The organism is Candidatus Rokuibacteriota bacterium (assembly GCA_016209385.1).
Lineage (GTDB): Bacteria > Methylomirabilota > Methylomirabilia > Rokubacteriales > CSP1-6 > JACQWB01.
Genome location: JACQWB010000050.1, coordinates 14,669 through 34,431 on the forward strand (window position 1 = coordinate 14,669; position 19,763 = coordinate 34,431).

A 19,763-nucleotide genomic window follows, 5' to 3' on the forward strand; every position below is an offset into this window, starting at 1 on the left:
CTCAGCCCCGCTGGACGAGGGGCTGAAGGCGCGAGAGCGCCGCGGCGACAAGCAGGGCATAGGCCGACAGGAGGAGCCAGGCTCCGACGTACGAGCCCGTCGCCTCGAGCACAACGCCGAAGAGGGGCGGGCCGACCAGCACCCCGCTCCAGGCGAACATCACCGCGACCCCCGTGAGCAGGCCCGCGTAGCGCACCCCCGCGATCTCCGCCACGAGCGCCAGGTAAAGCCCGACCCACCCGAAGGCCCCGGCGCCAGCGATCACCGCGAGCGGGGCCGCGAGCCGGGAGGGGAGCGCGCCGCCGAAAGCGAAGGCGATGTAGCTCGTCGCGCCGATCAGCGCGGTGACGATGATCCCGGGGCGGCGACGGCCGCCGAAGAGCCGATCGCTGACGAGCCCCCACCCGAGCCTGGCCGCCGCCCCACCCGCCTGAGCGAGCGCGAGGAGACGCCCGGCGTCAACGACGGAGACCGCCAGGACTTCCTTGGCGTAGAGGACCAGGTAGGCGAGGACAGAGGACTGGGCCATCGAGAGCGCCAGCCCGCAGCCGAAGACGACGAGGACCCCGCGACGCTGCAGAAAGGGCGTGACCTCGGCGAAGCGCGGTCGCTCGGGGGGTGCCTCGGCGAGATACCCCGAGCGGGTCCGGTAGCCGAACGCGACGAGCGCGGCAGAGAGGAGGGAGGCGGCTCCTGCTACGGCGAGACTCAGGCGCCACCCGAGCGCGAGAGCGAGCGGCGGGAGGACGAGCGCCCCGGCGATTCCGCCGAGCGTGAGGCCGGTCTGCTTGACCCCCATCGCGAAGCCCCGCTCGCGCGGCGGAAACCACTCGATGACCGCCTTCCCCGTGGTCGGGTTCAGGACGCTCCAGCCGAAGCCGCCGAGGAAGAGGAATCCCAGGAGCACCGCGAAGCTCGGGCTCAGCGCCGCCAGGCCGACCGCGGCTCCCGTGAGCCCCTGGCCCAGGACCAGCGCGCGACGGACGCCGAGGCGGTCGCTGAGCCATCCTGCAGGGAGCGAGGCGAGGACGCCGCCCAGGTAGAGCGCGGGAAGGAAGAGACCAACCTGGGTCCGCGAGAGCTCGAGGGCGTCCAGGAGGAACGGCGAGAGGGGGGCCGCGGCCAGGACCGAAAGCGAGCCGAGAGCGTGGGCGACCGTGATCAGCGCCAGGATCGCCCAGCGGGAACGCTCGCGGCCTTGGGCGTTCACCCGAGGCTGGCTACACGCTGAAGCGCTCGACCGCCTTCCGGTTCAGGCCGAGCCCGATCCCGGGCCTGTCGGGAAGGAGGACCTGGCCGTCCACGACCGGAAGCGGCTCGGCGAACAGCTCCTGCCACCACTGCATGTGCTCCAGGATCAGGCCGTTGGGCGCGACCGCGATCAGGTGGCTCGAGGCCTCCATGAAGAGGTGCGAGGAGACCGGGACGTGGAAGGCCTCGCAGAGCGTCGCTGCCTTGAGGAAGCCGGTGATCCCTCCCATTCGCTGCAGGTCGGGCATCAGGATGTCCGCGGCCCTCACCTCCAGGTGGCGCTTCATCCCGAGGCTTCCGTAGTCGGTCTCACCGGTGGCGATCGGGGTCGTCAGCGCGGCGGCAACCCGCGCGCAGCCCTCGAGGTCCTCGTACGGGAGCGGCTCCTCGAGCCAGTAGAGGCCGAAGGGCTCGAGCTCGCGCCCGACGCGGACGGCGGTCGCCTCGTCCCATCCCTGGTTGACATCCGCCAGGAGCTTCACCTCGTCGCCGATCGCCTCGCGCAGGACGCGGACACGCTCCAGATCTTCCTTCGGGGCCCTCCCCAGACGCATCTTCATCGCCCGGTGGCCCTGAGCCAGAAAGCGGCGGGCCTCAGCCACCAGCTCGTCGACGGAATAATCGAGCCAGAGGCCCGAGGAGACATAAGCCGGAATCCTGTCGCGGGCTCCGCCGAGAAATCTGAACAACGGCTGGCCGGCGGCCTGAGCGGCCAGGTCCCAGCACGCGGTGTCGAGCGCCGCCAGCGCCATCACGGCCACGCCCGCGTGGCCCAGGAAGTTGATCGAGCGCCAGGCAGCCTCGAAGAGCGCCCGCGCCGCGCGGGGGTCCTGCCCTTCGTAGAGCGGGAGCAGGTCCTCGACCAGCGCGTGGAGCGCCCGCGCCCGGTGGGGGCCGAAGGCGAAGCAGTAGCCGCTCCCGACCGCGCCCGCGTCGGTCTCCAGCTCGACGAGGACCGTGTCCACGGCGCGGATGTGGTGGACCGCGGTCTTCACCGGGCGCGGGAGCGGCACGGCGAGAAGGTGTGGACGGACGCGGGTGATCTTCATTCGAGCCCCGCCTTGCGCAGGCCCTCGAGGTAGCGGTCCAGGTCCGCCGGATTCTTGTAGGGAAGGCTCCGCCTCAGGCTCTCCAGCGAGGCCTGGGGACTCCGCTTCCCGGCCTCCGCCAGTGCCGCGCGGGCCTCATCCCTCCGCCCCAACTCCGCATACAGGACCGCCAGCTCCGCGTGCGAGGGAACGAAATCGGGGTTCTCGGCGAGGGCCCTCCTGTGGGCGGCGACGGCCTCCTGAAACCGTCCGGCCAGCCGGTAGGCATGGCCCAGCATGTAGAAGGCGTGGAACGAGGCGCGGGGGTTGAGCCGGATCGCTTTCTGGATCAGCTCGATGGCGTCCTTCGGCCTTCCGGCCCACGTGAGGAACTCGCCCAGGTCCGCGTGCCCTTCGGCGCCGTTGGGATCCAGGGCGATGGCCTTCGCGGCCTCGGCGATGGCCTGCTCGTGGTCTTTCTTCCACAGGTAGACGTGGCCCAGGATCCGGTGGGCCTTCGGGAGGGAGTCGTCCATGGCGATTGCCTTCTGCGCCAGCTCGAACGCGCGCTCGAGCGTCCCCGGATCCTGGCTCCACTGGAGCGCCCAGGTCTGCCAGTAGGTGAACCCCAGCGTCGCGTAGGCCGCGGCGAATTTGGGATCGAGCGCGATGGCTTTCTCGAACATCGTCCGGGCCTCCGCATTGGCCGCGGGGGTCGTGCGGTACCAGTACTCCACCCCTTGCAAGAAGTGGTCGTAGGCTTCCAGGTTCGCCGTGTACTTCCGTGCGAGGCGCGCGCGCTCGCTCTCGCTCAGCCGCACTTCCAAGGCGGACACGATCTTCTGAGTGATCTCGTCCTGCAGCGCGAAGATATCCCGGAGGTCCCGGTCGTAGCGCTCCGCCCAGAGGTGCCGCCCGGTCGCGGCATCCACGAGCTGGGCGGTGACCCGGACCTGGTTGCCCGCCTTCCGCACGCTCCCTTCCAGCACGAACCGCACGCCCAGCTCCCGACCCACCTCGCCCACCTTCACCGCCTTGCCCTTGTACGTGAACGCCGAGTTGCGCGCGATGACGAACACGCCTGAGAGTTTCGAGAGGCCGGTGATGATGTCCTCGCTGATGCCGTCGCTGAAGTACTCCTGCTTCGGGTCCTCGCTCATGTTGGTAAAGGGGAGCACCGCGATGGAGGGTCTGTCCGGCAGCTCGAGCGCCGGTCGGGAGGTCGGACGCGAGAAGAGCTTCCAGGCTGCCACGCCTGCGCCGGCGAGGAGCACGACCCCGACCACGGCCATCAGCGCGGCCCGGCGCCAGCGGCGCGCTCCGACCGGTGCTCCGCGCTCAGCCGGTCTCGCGCCGGCGATCGTCGCCGCAGCGCCCGGCCCGAGCCGAACCCGATACATGCGAACCGGCTTGGCGATGTTCTTGACCGTGTGCTCGCCGAGCGGGTCGTATCCCAGCGCCAGCTTGTTCTCGATGTGGTCGTAGACGGTGCCCGAGACACAGATGCCGCCTCCCTCGGCGAGGCCCTGGACGCGGGCCGCGATGTTGACACCGTCACCGTAGATGCGCTCGCCGTCGACGATCACATCCCCGAGGTTGATGCCGATGCGAAACTCCATCTGGCGAGAGGCCGGGAGCTCGGCGTTCCGGCCGCTCAATTCCTTCTGGATCTCCGCCGCGCACTCCACCGCATCCACGACGCTGGTGAACTCGGCCAGGAGGTTGTCCCCCGGTGAATCCACCACGCGCCCCCGGTGCTGGCCGATGAGGGTGGCCATCGCTTCACGGTACGCGGTCAGCGTACGGACGGTCGCCACCTCGTCCTCGCCCATCAGCCGGCTGTAGCCCTTGACGTCGGCGCTGAGGATCGCGGTCAGCTTGCGTTCGATCCGGTGTGATTCCACAGCAGGTTCACCCCGCAAAAGGGTGCGAGACCAATTCTACCAGAATGGTGAAGAATCTGGTTCGAGCGCGCACCCGCTTCGCGGGTACCCGGCCCGCGCAATGAACTCGGGCCTCGCCTCGGGGCGGGCCTGCCTGCGGCATGGCCGACGCCCCTCGGCTCGAACCACGGGGGGAGGCATCGGAAGGGGCGGGGAGCCGGGCATCCACGCCGAAGGCGTGGGGGTGCCTGGGTGGCCCCCCTCCGAGGAATCTCGGGAAGCGGAAGGAAGGTGTCAATTCCGGGTTGACCCGCACGCCGGCCATCGGCTACCGTATCAAACGGGGCCGCGTTTCGAGGGACGGGACGCGCAGGGAGCGCACCGGCCCAACCCAAGGAGGAACGGCGCATGGCATCGGGCGTGACCGCGAAGCTCCTGCACGTCGATCTCATCACCCGGACGACCCGCGTCGAAGAGCTGCCGGAGGTCGTGGTCCGCAAGCACCTCGGCGGCGGGGCTCTCGCTGCCTACCTGCTCCTCAGGGAGCTGCCGCCCGGGGTGGACCCGCTGGGTCCCGACAACATCCTGGTGTTCACCACCAGCGTGATCAACGGCCTCTCGCTCTCGGGGACCAACCGCTACACCGCCGCGGCCAAATCGCCCCTCACCGGGGGGTACGGCGAGTCGGAAGCGGGCGGCTGGTGGGGGCCCGAGCTGCGCGCGGCGGGCTACGACGCGCTCCTCATCCGCGGGCAGGCCGACTCCCCCGTGTACCTGTGGATCAAGGACGACCAGGTCGAGTTCAGGGACGCGCGCGCCTACTGGGGGAAGCTCTCGGGCGAGGTGCAGGACGGGCTGGAGCAGGAGCTGCGCGACAAGCGCATCCGCGTGCTGCAGACCGGCATCGCGGGCGAACGCGGCGTCCGCTTCGCCGCCATCGTGAACCAGCTCAAGCATTTCCACGGGCGCGGGGGGCTCGGGGCCGTCATGGGGGCCAAGCGCCTCAAGGCCATAGCGGTCCGCGGGAGCAAGCCCCCCGCCGCGACGGACAAGGAGGGCGCCAAGCGCGGCCTCGTCTGGTTCCGGGAGCACTACGACCGGGCCAAGGACCGCTTTCACCAGCTTGGCTCGTCCAGCGCCGTCATGGCGCTGGAGGCTTCCGGCATCCTGCCGACCCGCAACTTCCGCGACGGCTCCTTCGAACACGCCCGCGCGATCAGCGGCCAGACGATGCGCGACACCATCTTGGTGAACCGTGGCACCTGCTACGCCTGCGCCGTGGCCTGCAAGCGCGAGGTCGAGGTCAAGGACCTCGGCGTGACGCCGAAGTACGGCGGGCCCGAGTACGAGACGCTCGCGGCGTCCGGCTCGCTCTGCGGCGTGAGCGACCTCAACGCCCTCGCCCTCGTGAACCAGCTCTACGCCCAGTACGTGCTCGACTCGATCTCCACCGGCGCCGTCATCGCCTTCGCCATGGAGTGCTACGAGCACGGGCTCATTACAAAGGAAATGACCGGCGGGATCGAGCTGGTCTGGGGCAACGCCGACGCGGTCGTGCAGATCGTGCACCTGATTGGCAGGCGCGAGGGCATCGGCCGGCTCCTCGGGGAGGGCGTTCGACGGGCCGCCGCGCAGCTCGGGAGGGGCGCCGAGCGCTTCGCGCTCCACGTCAAGGGCCAGGAGCTCCCCATGCACGACCCGCGCGGCAAGAAGGGGCTCTCCCTCGCCTACGCCCTCTCGCCAACGGGGGCCGATCACATGGAGGCCCCTCACGACCCCCTGTACGCCGGGTTTCATCCCCAGGGCCACCCCTTCGGCGTGCTCGGCCTCATCGAGCCTCTCGACCCGCTCACGCTCGATGGCAAGAAGGTGCGCGCCTTCTTTGAGACCCAGAAGGTGTGGAGCTTCTACAACACGGTCGGCATGTGCGACTTCGTCGGGACGCCCCTCAACACGCTGGAGCTGGAGCCCCTCGTCGGCTACGTCAACTCCGTCACGGGCTGGAACATGAGCCTCTACGAGGCCATGAAGGTGGGCGAGCGGAACAACACCCTGGCGCGGCTATTCAACTGCCGGGAGGGGTTCACGCCCGAGGACGACGTGCTCCCCCAGCGGATGCACGAGGGAATCGGCAACGGGCCTCTCAAGGGCCAGCGGATCGATCCGGGCGAGTTCCTCGCGGCGCGACGGACCTACTACCAGATGGCCGGCTGGGACCCGGAGACGGGCCGACCCACCGTCGCCAAGCTGGCCGAGCTCGGCGCCGATGAGGCGCTCGTCAGCGAGACGGTGCGCGCCTAGGACAATCGGAGGGGGACACCCACGCCTTCGGCGCGGGTACCCGGGCGCCCTCCGAGGCCTCCCCCCAGGAATGGTGGTTCGAGCCGAGGGGCTCCCGACGAGCCGCAGGCGAGGAGAGCCACGAGGCGAGGCCCGAGTCAATTGCGCGGGCGAAGCCCGCGCTCGAAGGGCGTTACTCCGACACGCGCCTAGGCGAGCGTCTTGACCTCGGCCAGGATCTTGTCCGGCTCGGGGAGCACGCCCTTGGCGTAACGCTCCACGAACCGGACTCTCCCCTGCTTGTCTACGACGTAGGTGGCCCGGTAGTTGGCATTCAGGTCGGGCCACCAGATCCCGTACTTCTTGGCGGTCTCCCGGTGGATGTCGGCGAGCAGCGGATAGCTGATCCCGCCGCACGCCTGCTTGGCCCACGCATCGTGGGAGAAGATGCTGTCGGTGCTGATACCCATGACCTGGGCATTGGCCGCCTCGAAGTCCTTCAGCCGGGCTTCGAAGGCGGGCATCTCCTTGGTTCAGCCTGGGGTCCAGTCGAGGACGTAGAAGAGCAGCACAACGCTCTTCTTGCCCCTGAACTCGCTCAGCGTGTACTCCTTGCCCCCGATCCCCTGGAGCTTGAAGTCCGGGGCCTCATCACCGGCCTTGATTTCGGTCTCTGTGGTCATCGGGCGTTTCCTCCTTTGGCGCGGCGCGCAGCGGTTCGACCACCGATGATACTCGAACCCTCCAGAGGCTTCAACTCCCGGCCGGGAACCCGGGCCCCGGGCTTCCGCCGCCCGGCCCAGAGGATGTTGCGGGTCGCCTCGAGCCGCGCGTCGGCGAGGCCCAGGTGCCCCGCCGCGGTCACCACCCGGCCGGTCTCCCAGATCCGTCCCAGCCGCTCGCGCACGCGCGGATCGCGCAGCGCGTGGTGGTCCAGGATCACCCGGCAGCCCGTGGCCTCGACGATGGCGAGGAGGTTGGTGATCCCCTGCTCGATGACGCGCGTGCCGACCTGGCGCTCCAGGTACGTCGGCGGCCCGGAGAGATAGAGCAGGTGCGGGCGCTCGCGGATCAGGTAGGCAGTCACCACGGGCGAGACCGGTCCCTGGACGTCGGAGGCGAAGACGAAGCGAAACCCCTCGGCCCGGTCCGTCACGGTGAGGGCGACGACGTAGCCGAGGCCGGTCCCCTCGGAGCCGTGGGCGAGCGGCGGCGAGGCCTTCAGGCTCGCGTCGGGAAAGTCGTAGACCTTCCCTTCGGCGGAGTCGAGGCAGCAGGACGCCTTCAAGGACCGCCAGAGCTCGGCCGCCCGCTGCCCCTGCCTGGGATTGATCATGTGGGAAGGGTCCTTCGCCCACACCGCCCGGCCCGCATAGACCGTCGGGTCGTAGCGGAAGTGGTCCTCGTGATAGTGGCTGACGAAGACGAGCTGGGCCCGGGTCGCGTAGGCCGAGATCCGGTCGTTGGCGCGCCTGAGCGCCTCCCACTCTTGATCGGCCGGCGGGAGCCCGAAGCGGCTCGGGCCGAGGGCGGCGCCCGGGTCGATCAGGATGCGTGATTGGGCGCACTCCACGTACGTGGCCATGGAGCGGACGCCCAGGGATTCCGCGGCGAGCGGGATGACCTTCATAGGCACCGGCCGCCGTCAACCTCCACGCACGTGCCTGTCACCATCGCGGCATCGTCAGAAGCCAGGAAGAGCGCAGCCCGCGCGATGTCCTCGGGCGTGTTGAGCCGCCCGAGCGGGATCGTCCTGACCATCGCCTCGCGCCCCTTGTCGTCCACGGCCGCCTTCCCCATGAAGGCGGGGAGCATAGGGGTGTCCGTCGCCACCGGCGCGATCGCGACCACGCGGATCCGGTGGCGCGCCAGCTCGAGCGCGAGGGCCTTGGTCAGCGCGATCACGGCGCCCTTGGAGGCGCCATAGGCCTGGATCCCCTGGCGCGGCCTGATCGCGGCGGTGGACGCAGTAATCAGAATGACGCCACTCCCCTGGCGCTTCATGACCGGCACCGCGTGCTTGACCCCGAGGAACACCCCCTTGACGTTCACGGCCATGATCCGGTCGAAGAGGGCCTCGTCCAGCTCCTCCACCGGAATCGGCGACTGCGGGACGCCGGCGTTGGCGTAGAGGATGTCCAGGCGGCCCCACTGGGCGAGCGCGCGCTCTACCATCGCCTGGTTCCCCGCGGCCGTCGAGACGTCGGCGCTCACGGCCACACCCTGCCCGCCGGCCTTCTCGATCTGCTCCACGCTGCGCTTGGCCGTCGCCTCGTTGATGTCCACGCACGCCACGCGCGCCCCCTCCGCGGCGAAGAGCAGCGCGGTGGCCTGCCCGATCCCCGATCCCGCTCCCGTTACGACGGCAACTTTCCCATTCAGCTTCATGGCTCTCCTCTTTCCGGCAGGACCCGGTCGTTGCGGTGGGCGGCCAGCCCCTGCGTGTAGCGCTCCATCATCTCATGGTAGATCATGCGGGCTCTACCTTGAGGTCGGCCACAGTCCCGCCCGTCGCCCTGAGCAGCTCGGCGGGAGAGATCGGGAAGACGCACTCGGGAAGGCCCGCGGCGGGGTAGATGACCTCGTACTGGAGCAGGTCCCGGTCGATGAAGGTGGCGAGCGGAGCGGCGTGGCCGACGGGCGGCACCCCGCCGATGCTGAAGCCCGTGACGCGCTTGACCGTGTCCGCGTCAGCCTTCCGGATCGCCCCGCCGGCCAGCCGCTCGAGCTTCAGCTCGTTGACGCGGTTCGCCCCCGAAGCGATGACGAGGACCGGGCTCCCGTCGGCCATGAAGAGGAGCGACTTGGCGATCTGCGCCACGTTCACGCCGAGCGCCGCCGCAGCCTCTCGGGAGGTCCTCGCGCTCACGGAGAGCTCGATGACCTCCCGATCGATCCCGAGCGCCGCCAGCGCCTCCTGGACGCGCCTCGCCGCCGCCTTCACCCTCTCCTCTAAAGCACCAGCTCGGCCATCAGCCTGACGGCCTCGATCTGGTCGGTCCGGCAGATCAGCGTCGTCACCCCGGCCGCCTTCCAGGCCGCGAGCCGGTCGCGGATCCGCTCCCTGGGACCGCAGAGCGCTACCTCGTCCACGAGCCGGTCCGGCACGGCCGCAGCCGCTTCCTCCTTTCGTCCCGCCAGGTAGAGGTCCTGGATGCGCGCGGCCTCGGCCTCGTAGCCGTAACGCCGCGCGAGGTCGTTGTAGAAGTTCTTCCCGCGGGCGCCCATGCCGCCGATATAGAGGGCGAGCCGGGGCTTGACCTGGTTCCGGCAGGCGGTGGCGTCGTTCCCTACGACCACGGACACGCTGGGCGCGATGTCGAAGGAGGCCGGAGCCCGGCCCCCGGCGCGGGCGAAGCCGGCCTCCAGGGCCTCGCGGTAGACGCTCGCGCGCTCCGGCGCGAAGTAGCTCGGCAGCCAGCCATCGGCGATCTCTGCGGCGAGGGCGACGTTCTTCGGCCCGATGGCCGCGAGATAGATCGGGATGTCGGGCCGGCCGTGGAGGATCGACCGGAGCGGCTTGCCCAGGCCGGTGGCGCCCGGTCCCGAGTACGGGATCTGGTAGTGCTCGCCCCTGAACTCGAGCGGCTTCTCCCTCGCCCAGATCGCCCTCACGATCGCCACGTACTCGCGCGTTCTGACGAGAGGTTTGCCGAACGCGATCCCGTGCCACCCCTCGACGACCTGAGGTCCCGAGACACCCAGGCCCAGGAGGAACCGGCCGCCCGAGAGCTGGTCCAGCGTCGTCGCCGTCATCGCCGTCATGGCCGGGGTGCGCGCGGGCATCTGCATGATCGCTGTGCCGACGCGGATCATCTCGGTGCGGGCCGCGACCCAGGCGACGGGCGTCACAGCGTCCGAGCCGTAGGCCTCGGCGGTCCACACGGAGTGGAAGCCGAGGCGCTCGGCCTCGAGGACCAGCGGGAGATTCAGGGAGAACGTCGGACCCGAGTAGCCGAGGTTCAATCCAAGGCGCATCACACTTCTCCTAGAGTTTCCCAAGGGCGGGAAGCTTCACCGCGGGGCGCCGGCGCGGCCCGGCCCAGCAGTACCGCGCGAGGTCCACCCGGCCGCGCTGGAGCGGAACGCCCTCGCGCTCCAGCAGGATCCGCTGGGTGGTCATCCCGCTCACGTTGGCCCTCAGGCTGATCCCGCCCCGGTGGTTCAGGACGCGCTGCCAGGGGAGGTCGGGCGGGCAGCGCTTGAGCGCCGACCCGACAGCGCGCGCGGCCCGAGGGTATCCCAGGAGCGAGGCGATCTGGCCGTAGGTGGCGACGCGCCCCGGCGGGATCCGGGAGACGAGGCGGTACACCGCACGATCAAAGCGCCGATCCCTCACTTGACGAACTGAAGCTCGTAGAGCCGCGCGTAGAGCCCGCCGCGCCGGAGCAGCTCGCCATGGCTCCCCTCCTCCCGCACGCGCCCGTTGTGGAGGACGAGGATCCGATCGGCCAGCCTGATGGTCGACAGCCGGTGGGCGATGATGAGGCTCGTCCGCCCCGCCAGCAGCCGCGCCATCGCCTCCTGGATCAGCGCCTCCGATTCGGGATCCACGCTGGAGGTCGCCTCGTCCAGCACCAGCACGGCGGGATTGTACACGAGGGCGCGCGCGATCGCCAGAAGCTGGCGCTCGCCCTGGGAGAGGTTGGCGCCGCGCTCCCTGATCTCCTGCCGGTAGCCGTCGGGCAGCGACTCGACCAGCCGCCGCGCGTTGGCCATCGCGACGGCCCGCTCCAGCGCGTCCCGCGACACCGGCCCGTCGCTGGACAGCCGCAGGTTCGCCTCGAGGGTTCCCGTGAAGAGGAAAACATCCTGAGGGATCAGCCCCACCGCCCGCCGGAGCGTCGGGAGCTCCCACTCGCGAACGTCCACGCCGTCCACGAGCACCTGGCCGCGGGCGACGTCGTAGGAGCGGTTCAGGAGCCGGGCGATGGTCGTCTTCCCCTCGCCCGTGGCGCCGACGAGCGCCACCCGCTCCCCCGGAGCGACCCCGAAGGAGCAGTCGCGCAGCACCCAGTCCTCACCCGCATAGGCGAACCACACCTGCCTGAGCTCGATCGCGCCGCGGACGGGCGACGCCTCCCGCGGGGCTGGCGGTGACGCGATGGCGGGTCGAAGATCGAGGAGGCCGAAGACCCGTTCCGAGGAGGCCATCGCTGACTGCATGACCGCGTACTTGGCGCCGAGGTCCCTGATCGGGAGGAAGAAGCGGTTTGTGTACTCGATGAAGGCCACGAGCCCGCCGAAGGTCAGGACCCCGGCCCAGATCTGGCCGCCGCCATACCAGAGGAGCAGCGCCACCGCGGCCGATCCGATCGCCTCCACGGCGGCGTAGAGCGAGGCATCGTAGATCGTTGATCTGAACTGCGCCCGCCGGTAGTCGCGGTTCAGCTCCTCGAAGGCGCGCCGCTCCTGAATCTCCCGCGTGAAGAGCTGGGTCACGGCCATCCCCTGGAGGGATTCCTGGAGGAAGGCGTTCAGGCGGGCGAGGCGCGTGCGCACGAGGCGGTACGCCGTCCGCGCGCGGGCGCGGAAGAAGGCGGCGATGGCGAAGAGGACCGGGACCAGGGAGAAGGTCACCAGGGCGAGCTTCCAGTTCATCCCGAGCATCACCACGACGACGCCGGCCAGCGTGAGGACGTCGCCCAGGATCGACACCAGGCCGGCGGTGAAGACCTCGCTGATCGCCTCGACATCGTTCAGGACCCGGGTCATGAGCCGGCCTACCGGATTCCGGTCGAGGAAGGCCTGGTCCATCCGCTGGAGATGGACGAAGAGGGCGTGGCGCAGGTCGTGAATGACGCGCTGGCCCGTGAGATGGGTCAGGTAGCTCTGCCAGGCGCGCAGGGCGTAGAGGAGGATCAGCGTGGCGAGAAACGCCAGCGCGACCCAGGTCAGGCCCGGCCAGTCGCCGGGCAGGATGTGGTGGTCGATCGCGAGCTTGAGCAGGTACGGCTGGAGCAACTCGAGCGCCGCGACGGGGAAGAAGAGGAGCGCGGTCAGCAGGACGACGCCGCGGTGAGGCCGGCTCACCGCCCACAGCCGGGCCATCAGCCGGGCGTCATAGGCCTTGCCCGCGATGTCGTCGTCGAAGGGGTTCCCCGCGCCCATGGCACCGTGGCTATGCGCGCTCATCGGCTCCTACCTCTGAGTCGCCACCATCCAGCGGCCCGAGAAGCGAGCAGTCCAAGGATCGAGGGAGGAGCCGACCGGAGGCGTACGCGGTTGTACGTTGAGGATCGGCGACGACCGAGGACGCGGGAATGCGACGCTTATCGGGCCGCTGGCTATGCGCGCTCATCGCTCCATGCCTTCGCGCTCAAGCTCTTCCTCGACCTGCTGGACCTCCCACAGCCGAGCGTACAGGCCACGCTGCGCCAGCAGCTCCGCGTGGGTCCCCCGCTCGACGACCCGCCCCTCTGCGAGGACCAGGACCCGGTCGGCGAGCTGGGCGGCCCGCAGCCGATGGGTGATGAGGAGGACGGTCCGCCCGGCGAACACCTCCCGCAGCGCGCCCAGGATCTCAGCCTCCTTCGCCGCGTCCACGCTCGCAAAGGCGTCGTCGAGGATCAGGATCCGGGGATCGCGGAGGAGGGCGCGCGCCAGCGCCGCGCGCTGGCGCTGACCGCCCGAGAGCGTGAGCCCGCGTTCGCCGACGACGGTCGCCCAGCCTTCGGGGAACGCCTCCACCTCGTCGGCGAACCCGGCCAGCGCAGCCGCCCGCCGGATCCCGGCCTCGCTCACGCCGTCGCCGGCCAGGGCCAGGTTCTCCAGGATCGAGCGCGAGAAGAGAAAGGATTCCTGGGGAACGTAGCCGACCGCGAGCCTGAGCGCCTCAAGTCGCAGCGATCGGACGTCGCGCCCGTCGACGAACACGGTGCCGGCAGGCGGATCGAAGAGCCTCGGGATCAGGATGCCGAGCGTGGACTTCCCGCTCCCGGTGGGACCGACGAGGGCGACGGTGCTGCCGGCCGGGATCGTGACGCTTATCTCCCGGAGCGCGGAACTCCGCCCGGGATACGCGAAGGTCAGGTTCCTGAACTCCACCGACAGGCCCGACGCTTCGCCTCTAGGCGGCGGAGGCGGAAGGTCCAGCGCCGACGTCCCATCCCGAATCCCGGGCTCCGCGGTGAGAATCTCCTCGATCCGCTCCATGGCGCTGAGCGCCCGGCGCACGATCGAGAGCGTCCAGCCGAGCGCGATCGTGGGCCAGGCCAGGTGCGCGAGGTACCCGTTGAAGGCGACGAACGCGCCGAGGGAGATCCTGCCGTCCACCACCGCCTTGCCGCCGAGCCAGAGCATGATCAGCGTGCCGGTACCCGCGATCAACCCCATGAGGGGGGAAAACCCGGCCTGGGTCCGGGCGAGGCGCAGGCTCAGCCCCAGATACTCCCGGTTGAGCCGGTCGAACTCGGTGACCTCGCGCCCCTCCATCGTGTAGGCGCGCACGACACTCGCGCCGGCCAGGTTCTCCTGGACCTTGGCGGAGAGGCGCCCGAGCTGGTCCTGGACCGCCTGGGAGCGGACGTGGACGAGCGCGTTGAAGCGCTTGGCCAGGAGGATCACGACCGGGTACGGGGCCATGGTGAACAGCGTGAGCCAGGGATCGATGGCGAGCATGGCGATCAGCGTCCCGGCGAACGTGAGCGTGGTGCCGATGAGGCTCACGGCTCCGAAGCCGAAGAGCTGCTTGACCGCGGCGAGGTCGTTGGAGGCCCGCGACATCAGGTCGCCGGTCCGGTGCGCCTGATAGAAGGCGGGAGGAAGGTTCTGGAGATGCGCGTACAGGTCGTTCCGGAGATCGAGCTCGATCCGCTGCGCCGCCCCGAGGACCGCGAAGCGGGAGCCGAGGCGAACCAGGCCGTGGCAGGCTGCGAGGAGCAGGATCGCCCCAACGAACCACCCGAGGTCGGCCGGCCCCCCGCCGGCCTCGAGCGCCTCGATGGCGCTCTTCACCATCCACGGGATCGCGAGGGCAGAGAGGCTCGCCAGGAGGAGGAAGCCGAAGCCGGCCAGATACCTGAGGGCGTACCGGCGGAGGTAGCGCGCGAGGAGACGTTGGGGCATAAAGCGATTATACCGGGACGACGATCAGACAGGGGGACCGTCAACGAACGGCTTGAGGCTCGCGTAGACGGCAAAGCACATCGGCGTCGGGACGCCCAGACGCTCGCCGAGGCGCACCGCGTACCCCTGGAGCGCTTCCAGCTCCAGGCGCTTGCCGCGGGTCAGGTCGTAGTGGAGCGAGGAGTATACCGTGGGCGCCAGCTGGTCGCTCGCTGTCATGACCGTGTCCACCGCCTCCGGTGGAAGCTCGATCCCGGCGGCCTTGGCCAGCGCCCCCAGCTCCTCCACGATCAGCCGGTACATCTTCCGCGTCTCCGGGACCGAGCGGATCACCCCGAGGGGGCAGCCGGTAAGCGCGGTCATCCCGCTGTGGGCGACGATCATCAGGTACTTCTCCCAGAGGGCGCGCTGAATGTGGGGAGAGAGTTCTACGGGGATTCCGGCACGGGCGAAGGTTTCCCGGATCCGCCGGGCGCGGGGAGTCTCGCTCCCGTCCAGCTCCCCGAAGACGATCCGGCCTGAGAGCGAGTGCACGATGACGCCCGGCGCTTCGATCGATGCGAAGAGGTACGCGACTCCGCCGAGGACGTGCTCCGTTCCCACGATCGCGCCGAGCTTCTCCTCGTTGTCCACGCCGTTCTGGAGGGACACGATCACGGTCTCCGGCCCGACGGCGGGCCCGAGGGCCCGGGCGGCGCTCTCCGTGTCGAAGGCCTTCACGCAAACGAGGATCAGGTCCGCGGGGCCCGTCGTCGCGGGGTCGGCGGTGGCGGGAGCGGTGACAACGGATTCCCCCTCCACGCTCGACCTGATCCTGAGCCCGCGCGCCCGGATGGCGTCCAGGTGGGCACCGCGGGCCACGAACGTCACGGCTTCACCGGCGCGGGCCAGCTTGGCGCCGAAGTACCCCCCGACAGCGCCGGTCCCCATCACGAGAATCTTCACTGCAGCTGCCCCGGCGGCCCGGAGCCGAGCGCTCGCTTCAGGGCTTGGCGCGCGAGCGCGTGGGCCTGGGCCTGGTAGAGCATCGTGTTCGGCGGTTCCCACTCCCAGGTCACGGGCCGCTTGCGCAGCTCGGCGTCGAGCTTGGCCCAGAGGTCGGTGTTGGCGCTCCGCTCCCGCTTTCCCGTCGCCCCCTCCACCAGATACTGGCTCGCGGTGACGACGCGGACGGGAGTTATCCGTGCCTTGTTCCCGAGCGACCTGAGCCCCTCGATCACCGCCTGAAGCTCCATCCGGTTGGAAGTGGTCTCGGGCACCGTGCCGTGGCCGGCGCGCTCGACGCCGCTGGAATCGCAGCTCACATACCCCCATCCCCCCGGCCCGCGGGATCCGTCGCAGACGCCGGAGACCACCAGCAGGATGGGGCGGGCCGGGCCGGGCCGGTCAGGTCGGCGCACGCCTACCACCAGCCGCGGAAGCGGAAGTAGCCGATCAGGCCGGCCGCCACCACCGCCATCAGGCCGAGCGCGGCCGGATAGCCGTAGCGCCAGCCCAGCTCGGGCATGTGCTGGAAGTTCATCCCGTAGATGCTGGCGATGAACGTCAAGGGGATGAAGAGCGTGGCGATAACGGTGAGGACCTTCATGACCTCGTTCAACCGCTGGTTCTGAGCCGAGAGGTAGACTTCCATGAGGAACGCGGCGGTCTCACGGTAGGTCTCCACCAGCTCCAGCCCCTCCACCGTGTGGTCGTGGCAGTCCCGCAGGAAGATGCGGGTCTCCGTGGCGATCAGGGGCGACTCCTCCCGCTGGAGCGCCTGCAGCGCGTCGCGGGTGGCCCAGATCACGCGCCGCAACCCGAGCAGGTCCCGCCGGACCCCATGGATCCGCTGGAGCCCCGGGCGCGTCGGCTCGCCCACCACCTCGTCCTCGAGAACCTCCATGCGCTCGCCCACCGACTCCAGCACGGGGAAGAGGCCGTCCACCACCGCATCCAGGAGCGAGTAGGCGAGATAGTCGGCGCCGGCGGTTCGGATGCGCCCGCGGTTGCGACGGATCCGTTCCCGGACGGGCTCGAACACGTCACCGCCGCGCCGCTCCTGCACGGTGAGGACAAAGCCGCGGCCGAAGAAGAGGCTCACCTGCTCCTCGTCGACCTCCGGCGTGAGCCGGATCATCCGGAGCACGATGAAGTAGTGATCCCCGTACGCTTCCACCTTGGGACGCTGCGGCACCGTCACCACGTCCTCCAGCGCCAGCGGGTGGAGGCCGAAGCGCTCCCCCAGCTTGGCCAGCAGCTCGGGCTGGCCGAGCCCCTCCACGTTGATCCAGGTCGCGCCCGGCGGGCCGACCAGCTCCAGGCACTCCTCCACCGTCTTGGGCTCGAACTCCTGGAACTCGTCCGGGTTGAACGTGATGACGGTGAGCCGGGCCGGTTGCCCCTGTTGCGACTCGGGGGCCACGAGCATCCCGGGCGGCACGCCGGTCTTGAGCGCGCGCCGGCGCCGGAGCCCGAGCGCCTTTCGAAGCCGGATCTGCGGCCGCTTCCGGATGAACCCCATGCTCGCCCCCCCGTCATGCTGCCGGAGGCGCGGCAGCCATGTCAAGCGAGGGCGCGCGGGTGTGCTATGCTGGACGCGCGGCCTCGGGCCGCATTTGTCGTGTCTGGACAGCCGATGACGAGCGAAGGCTTTTGCGATGTCGCGATCGAGGCGGCCACGCGGGCGGGCGACTTCCTCCGCGCCGAGTGGGGCCGCCGCCACCAGGTCGCCTTCAAGGGCGGCCCGACGAACCTGGTGACGGAGATGGACCGGCGAGCAGAGGCCCTCATCATCGAGCGGCTCCGAGCCGCCTTCCCCACCCACGCGATCCTCTCCGAGGAGCGGGGAGCGGTGGGCGACGCGTCCCGCTACCGGTGGATCATCTACAGCTCCCAGGGCGGATCGATCGCCAGCGGCAGCTCGAGGAGTGTTGGGCCGGGAGCGGCCAGGGCCTTGGCGAGCGCGCGCGGGAGGTCGTCGAGGCGCTCGACACACTCGCCCTCGGCGCCGAACGCCCTGGCCAGCGCCGGAAAGTCGGGATTGACCAGGTCGGCCTCACCCCACCGGCTGAAGATCGCCTCCTGAAGCCACTTGATCGCGCCGTAGCGCGCGTCGTTCAGCACCAGGAAGACGACCGGGAGCTGATACTTCACCGCCGTGGCCAGCTCGTTCACGGAGAAGAGAAAGCCGCCGTCGCCGACCACCGCGATGACGGGCCAGTCGGGGTGGGCGATCCTGGCACCGATCGCGGCGGGGACCGCGTAGCCGAGGACGGCCGAGCCCACCGGGTAGAGGAAGGTGCGCGGCCTGAGCACGGGGAAGTACCACTCCATCCAGTAGTTGATCCCGGTCTGGTCGTTCACGACCACACCCTCGGGTGGGAGCGCGTCGCGCAGGATCCGGATCAGCCGGTCCATTTCGGCGGTGTAGCGCGGGCTCTTCGCCTCGCGCTGCCGGCCGAGCGAGTCCCAGTCCCACTCCGAGCGCCCCGGGCCTGGCCCAAGCGCTGTGACCAGCCCGGCCAGCCCGTCCCGGGCGTCGCCCACGATTGCGAGGGTCGGCGGGAAGAGCTTGCCGATCACGGTCGCGTCCAGGTCGAGGTGGAGGAGTTGCTGGTCCGCCGAAAAGTTGAGGTTCAGCAGCAGCCCTTTGGTGGAGCGGTGGGCAAAGCGGCAGCCGACGGCCAGGATCACGTCCGCAGTCTCGAGCGCCGCCTGGGTCGCCCGCCTGTTCGGGAGCACGCCGAGCCAGAGAGGATCGGTCTCGGGAATGATGCCGCGCCCCGTCACCGTCGTGATGACCGGGGCCCGGAGTCTCCGGGTGAGGGCTAGGAGCTCGGCGCCCGCCTCCGCAGCCACGGCCCCGCCTCCCGAGACGAGCAGCGGGCGCCGGGCCTGAGCGAGGCGCCGCGCGGCGTCCTCGATCGGGCCGACGTCGCACGGAGGCCGGCGGCCGCTCCTCGGCGGTGTGAGGCCTCCTTCAATCTTGGCGGTGAGCAGGTCCGTCGGGAGCGAGAGCGCGATGGGGCCTGGCCGTCCGGTCCTCAGGAGGTGAAACGCTCCCTGGATCGCGCCGGGAATCGCGCCGCCCTCCGTGATGGTCTCGGCCCAGCGACAGACTGGCTTGAAGCACTCGATCTGGTTCGGCACCTCGTGGAGCGCTCCGACCTCCTTTCCGATCAGGGGCGACGGGATGTCGCTCATCAGCACCACCACCGGGATCGAGCCGGAATAGGCCTCGGCGAGCGGCGTCAGCGTGTTAGTCGCCCCGGGACCCGTGGTTACCACGACCACGCCCGGTCGCCCAGAAGCTCGAGCATACCCGTCGGCCATGAACGCCGCGCCCTGCTCGTGGCGGGCCAGGATGTGGGTGATCTCCGACTGTCCGAGGAGCGCGTCGTAGACCGCCAGGTTGTGAATGCCCGGGATGCCGAAGACGTGGCGCACGCCTTCGGCCCGGAGCGCTTCGATGACCCACTCCCCGCCCGTACGCGTTTGCGTCATGATTGAGCCGTGGCTGGCAAGAGGCCGCCGGACGAGACCGCCCGGCTGGGACCTCACCCTCCCGAACCGGACATATTGATCTGAGCCCCGGCTGGCGCCTCCGGCCGAACCAGCGGGAACCAGTGCGCGCCGTGCAGGAGGACGCCGGCGCCGTAGTAGAACCAGCCCATTTTGAAGCTCACTCCAAGGGACGGCAGCTCTTCGCGGGGCAGGCCGCGGATACCGTACTTGGCGGCGTAGGCGTCAACCTGGAAGAAAAGGGAGACGTAGAACCGGGACGCAGGAACCGCCGCAGGTGCCGCCACCTGGACGTAAGGCATCCCCGACCGCCGTCGACAGCCGGTTCACAGCGTCGGCTTTGGGTCACGGCGCGGGCTCGAGTATCCGTCTTCATCGCCCGCTTCCGGGACCCTTCCCACCCGCGCCGCTCACTGGACTACCTTCGCTTATGATTCAGCACCGCCGTTTCGAGCGCCCACCCGCGCCGAAGGCGCGGGTACCCGGCCGGCGCAACTAGCTCGGGCCTCGCGCGGCGGGTGGCCCGCCTCACGGCATGGCCGAACCCGCCACGCTCGAATCTACTCGGGCCTCGCCTCGGGGCGGGCCTGCCTGCGGCATGGCCGACGCCCCTCAGCTCGAACAACGGGGGGAGACTTTCTATGACCCTTGTCAAGAACTTTTTTTTTCACGGTCACGCCGCCCGGCGTAACTGCTGCCGCGCCATGGTCGCCAGGTGGTAGGTCTCGTCGTATGGCACCTGCCGACTCCA

17 protein-coding genes and 1 pseudogene are annotated in these 19,763 nt (G+C 70.0%); 1 reads left to right on the top strand and 17 read right to left on the bottom strand.

The genetic code is table 11. The annotated features are described in order from the left end of the window. Position 1: 1 nt before the first annotated feature. The 3 genes from HY726_03560 to HY726_03570 are packed head-to-tail and all read right to left on the bottom strand — an operon-like array spanning position 2 to position 4,183. A complete protein-coding gene (locus HY726_03560; GenBank protein MBI4608068.1) occupies positions 2-1,210 on the bottom strand; it encodes an MFS transporter in 1,209 nt (402 codons plus the stop codon). 10 nt (positions 1,211-1,220) lie between these two features. After that, the gene (locus tag HY726_03565) at positions 1,221-2,300 is read right to left on the bottom strand and encodes a mandelate racemase/muconate lactonizing enzyme family protein (GenBank protein ID MBI4608069.1); all 1,080 of its coding nucleotides are present in this window, start codon (positions 2,298-2,300) and stop codon (positions 1,221-1,223) included. Continuing rightward, entirely contained in the window at positions 2,297-4,183 is a 1,887-nt protein-coding gene (locus HY726_03570; protein ID MBI4608070.1) for a tetratricopeptide repeat protein, read from the bottom strand. The genes HY726_03565 and HY726_03570 overlap by 4 nt, the downstream gene beginning before the upstream one ends. A 387-nt stretch (positions 4,184-4,570) precedes the next feature. Between HY726_03570 and HY726_03575 the strand changes: the two genes are divergently transcribed. After that, on the top strand, positions 4,571-6,463 hold the full coding sequence (locus tag HY726_03575; GenBank protein ID MBI4608071.1) for an aldehyde ferredoxin oxidoreductase family protein: 1,893 nt from the start codon (positions 4,571-4,573) through the stop codon (positions 6,461-6,463). A 188-nt stretch (positions 6,464-6,651) separates the two neighbouring features. Here HY726_03575 and HY726_03580 read toward each other — a convergent pair whose 3' ends face one another. From HY726_03580 to HY726_03645, 14 genes and pseudogenes are all read right to left on the bottom strand, one after another. Next, complete coding sequence (locus HY726_03580) at positions 6,652-6,966, bottom strand: peroxiredoxin family protein (GenBank protein MBI4608072.1); 315 nt, start codon at positions 6,964-6,966, stop codon at positions 6,652-6,654. Between the two features lie 9 nt (positions 6,967-6,975). After that, complete coding sequence (locus tag HY726_03585; GenBank protein MBI4608073.1) at positions 6,976-7,125, bottom strand: redoxin domain-containing protein; 150 nt, start codon at positions 7,123-7,125, stop codon at positions 6,976-6,978. Continuing rightward, positions 7,122-8,078: a hypothetical protein gene (locus HY726_03590; protein MBI4608074.1), complete on the bottom strand. Its 957-nt coding sequence runs from the start codon at positions 8,076-8,078 to the stop codon at positions 7,122-7,124. Before HY726_03590 ends, HY726_03585 begins: the two co-directional genes overlap by 4 nt. Next, the gene (locus tag HY726_03595; protein MBI4608075.1) at positions 8,069-8,830 is read right to left on the bottom strand and encodes an SDR family oxidoreductase; all 762 of its coding nucleotides are present in this window, start codon (positions 8,828-8,830) and stop codon (positions 8,069-8,071) included. Before HY726_03595 ends, HY726_03590 begins: the two co-directional genes overlap by 10 nt. Before the next feature lie 82 nt (positions 8,831-8,912). Beyond that, entirely contained in the window at positions 8,913-9,386 is a 474-nt protein-coding gene (locus HY726_03600; GenBank protein MBI4608076.1) for a YbaK/EbsC family protein, read from the bottom strand. 8 nt (positions 9,387-9,394) lie between these two features. Next, on the bottom strand, positions 9,395-10,420 hold the full coding sequence (locus HY726_03605; protein MBI4608077.1) for an LLM class F420-dependent oxidoreductase: 1,026 nt from the start codon (positions 10,418-10,420) through the stop codon (positions 9,395-9,397). A 10-nt stretch (positions 10,421-10,430) separates the two neighbouring features. Further along, positions 10,431-10,781 (bottom strand): MGMT family protein, encoded by a 351-nt coding sequence (locus tag HY726_03610; GenBank protein ID MBI4608078.1) that lies wholly within the window; start codon positions 10,779-10,781, stop codon positions 10,431-10,433. Next, positions 10,778-12,553, bottom strand: a complete 1,776-nt coding sequence (locus HY726_03615) for an ABC transporter ATP-binding protein (GenBank protein MBI4608079.1) — start codon at positions 12,551-12,553, stop codon at positions 10,778-10,780. The genes HY726_03610 and HY726_03615 overlap by 4 nt, the downstream gene beginning before the upstream one ends. 186 nt (positions 12,554-12,739) lie before the next feature. Beyond that, positions 12,740-14,509, bottom strand: a complete 1,770-nt coding sequence (locus HY726_03620) for an ABC transporter ATP-binding protein (GenBank protein ID MBI4608080.1) — start codon at positions 14,507-14,509, stop codon at positions 12,740-12,742. A 24-nt stretch (positions 14,510-14,533) separates the two neighbouring features. Next, positions 14,534-15,454, bottom strand: a complete 921-nt coding sequence (locus tag HY726_03625; GenBank protein MBI4608081.1) for a 2-dehydropantoate 2-reductase — start codon at positions 15,452-15,454, stop codon at positions 14,534-14,536. After that, complete coding sequence (locus HY726_03630) at positions 15,451-15,909, bottom strand: reverse transcriptase-like protein (GenBank protein MBI4608082.1); 459 nt, start codon at positions 15,907-15,909, stop codon at positions 15,451-15,453. The genes HY726_03625 and HY726_03630 overlap by 4 nt, the downstream gene beginning before the upstream one ends. 2 nt (positions 15,910-15,911) lie before the next feature. Next, positions 15,912-17,012, bottom strand: a complete 1,101-nt coding sequence (corA, locus tag HY726_03635; GenBank protein MBI4608083.1) for a magnesium/cobalt transporter CorA — start codon at positions 17,010-17,012, stop codon at positions 15,912-15,914. A gap of 362 nt (positions 17,013-17,374) precedes the next feature. Further along, complete coding sequence (locus HY726_03640) at positions 17,375-18,994, bottom strand: thiamine pyrophosphate-binding protein (protein ID MBI4608084.1); 1,620 nt, start codon at positions 18,992-18,994, stop codon at positions 17,375-17,377. Between the two features lie 53 nt (positions 18,995-19,047). Continuing rightward, positions 19,048-19,320: pseudogene (locus HY726_03645) on the bottom strand (TRAP transporter large permease subunit). Positions 19,321-19,763: the final 443 nt, after the last annotated feature.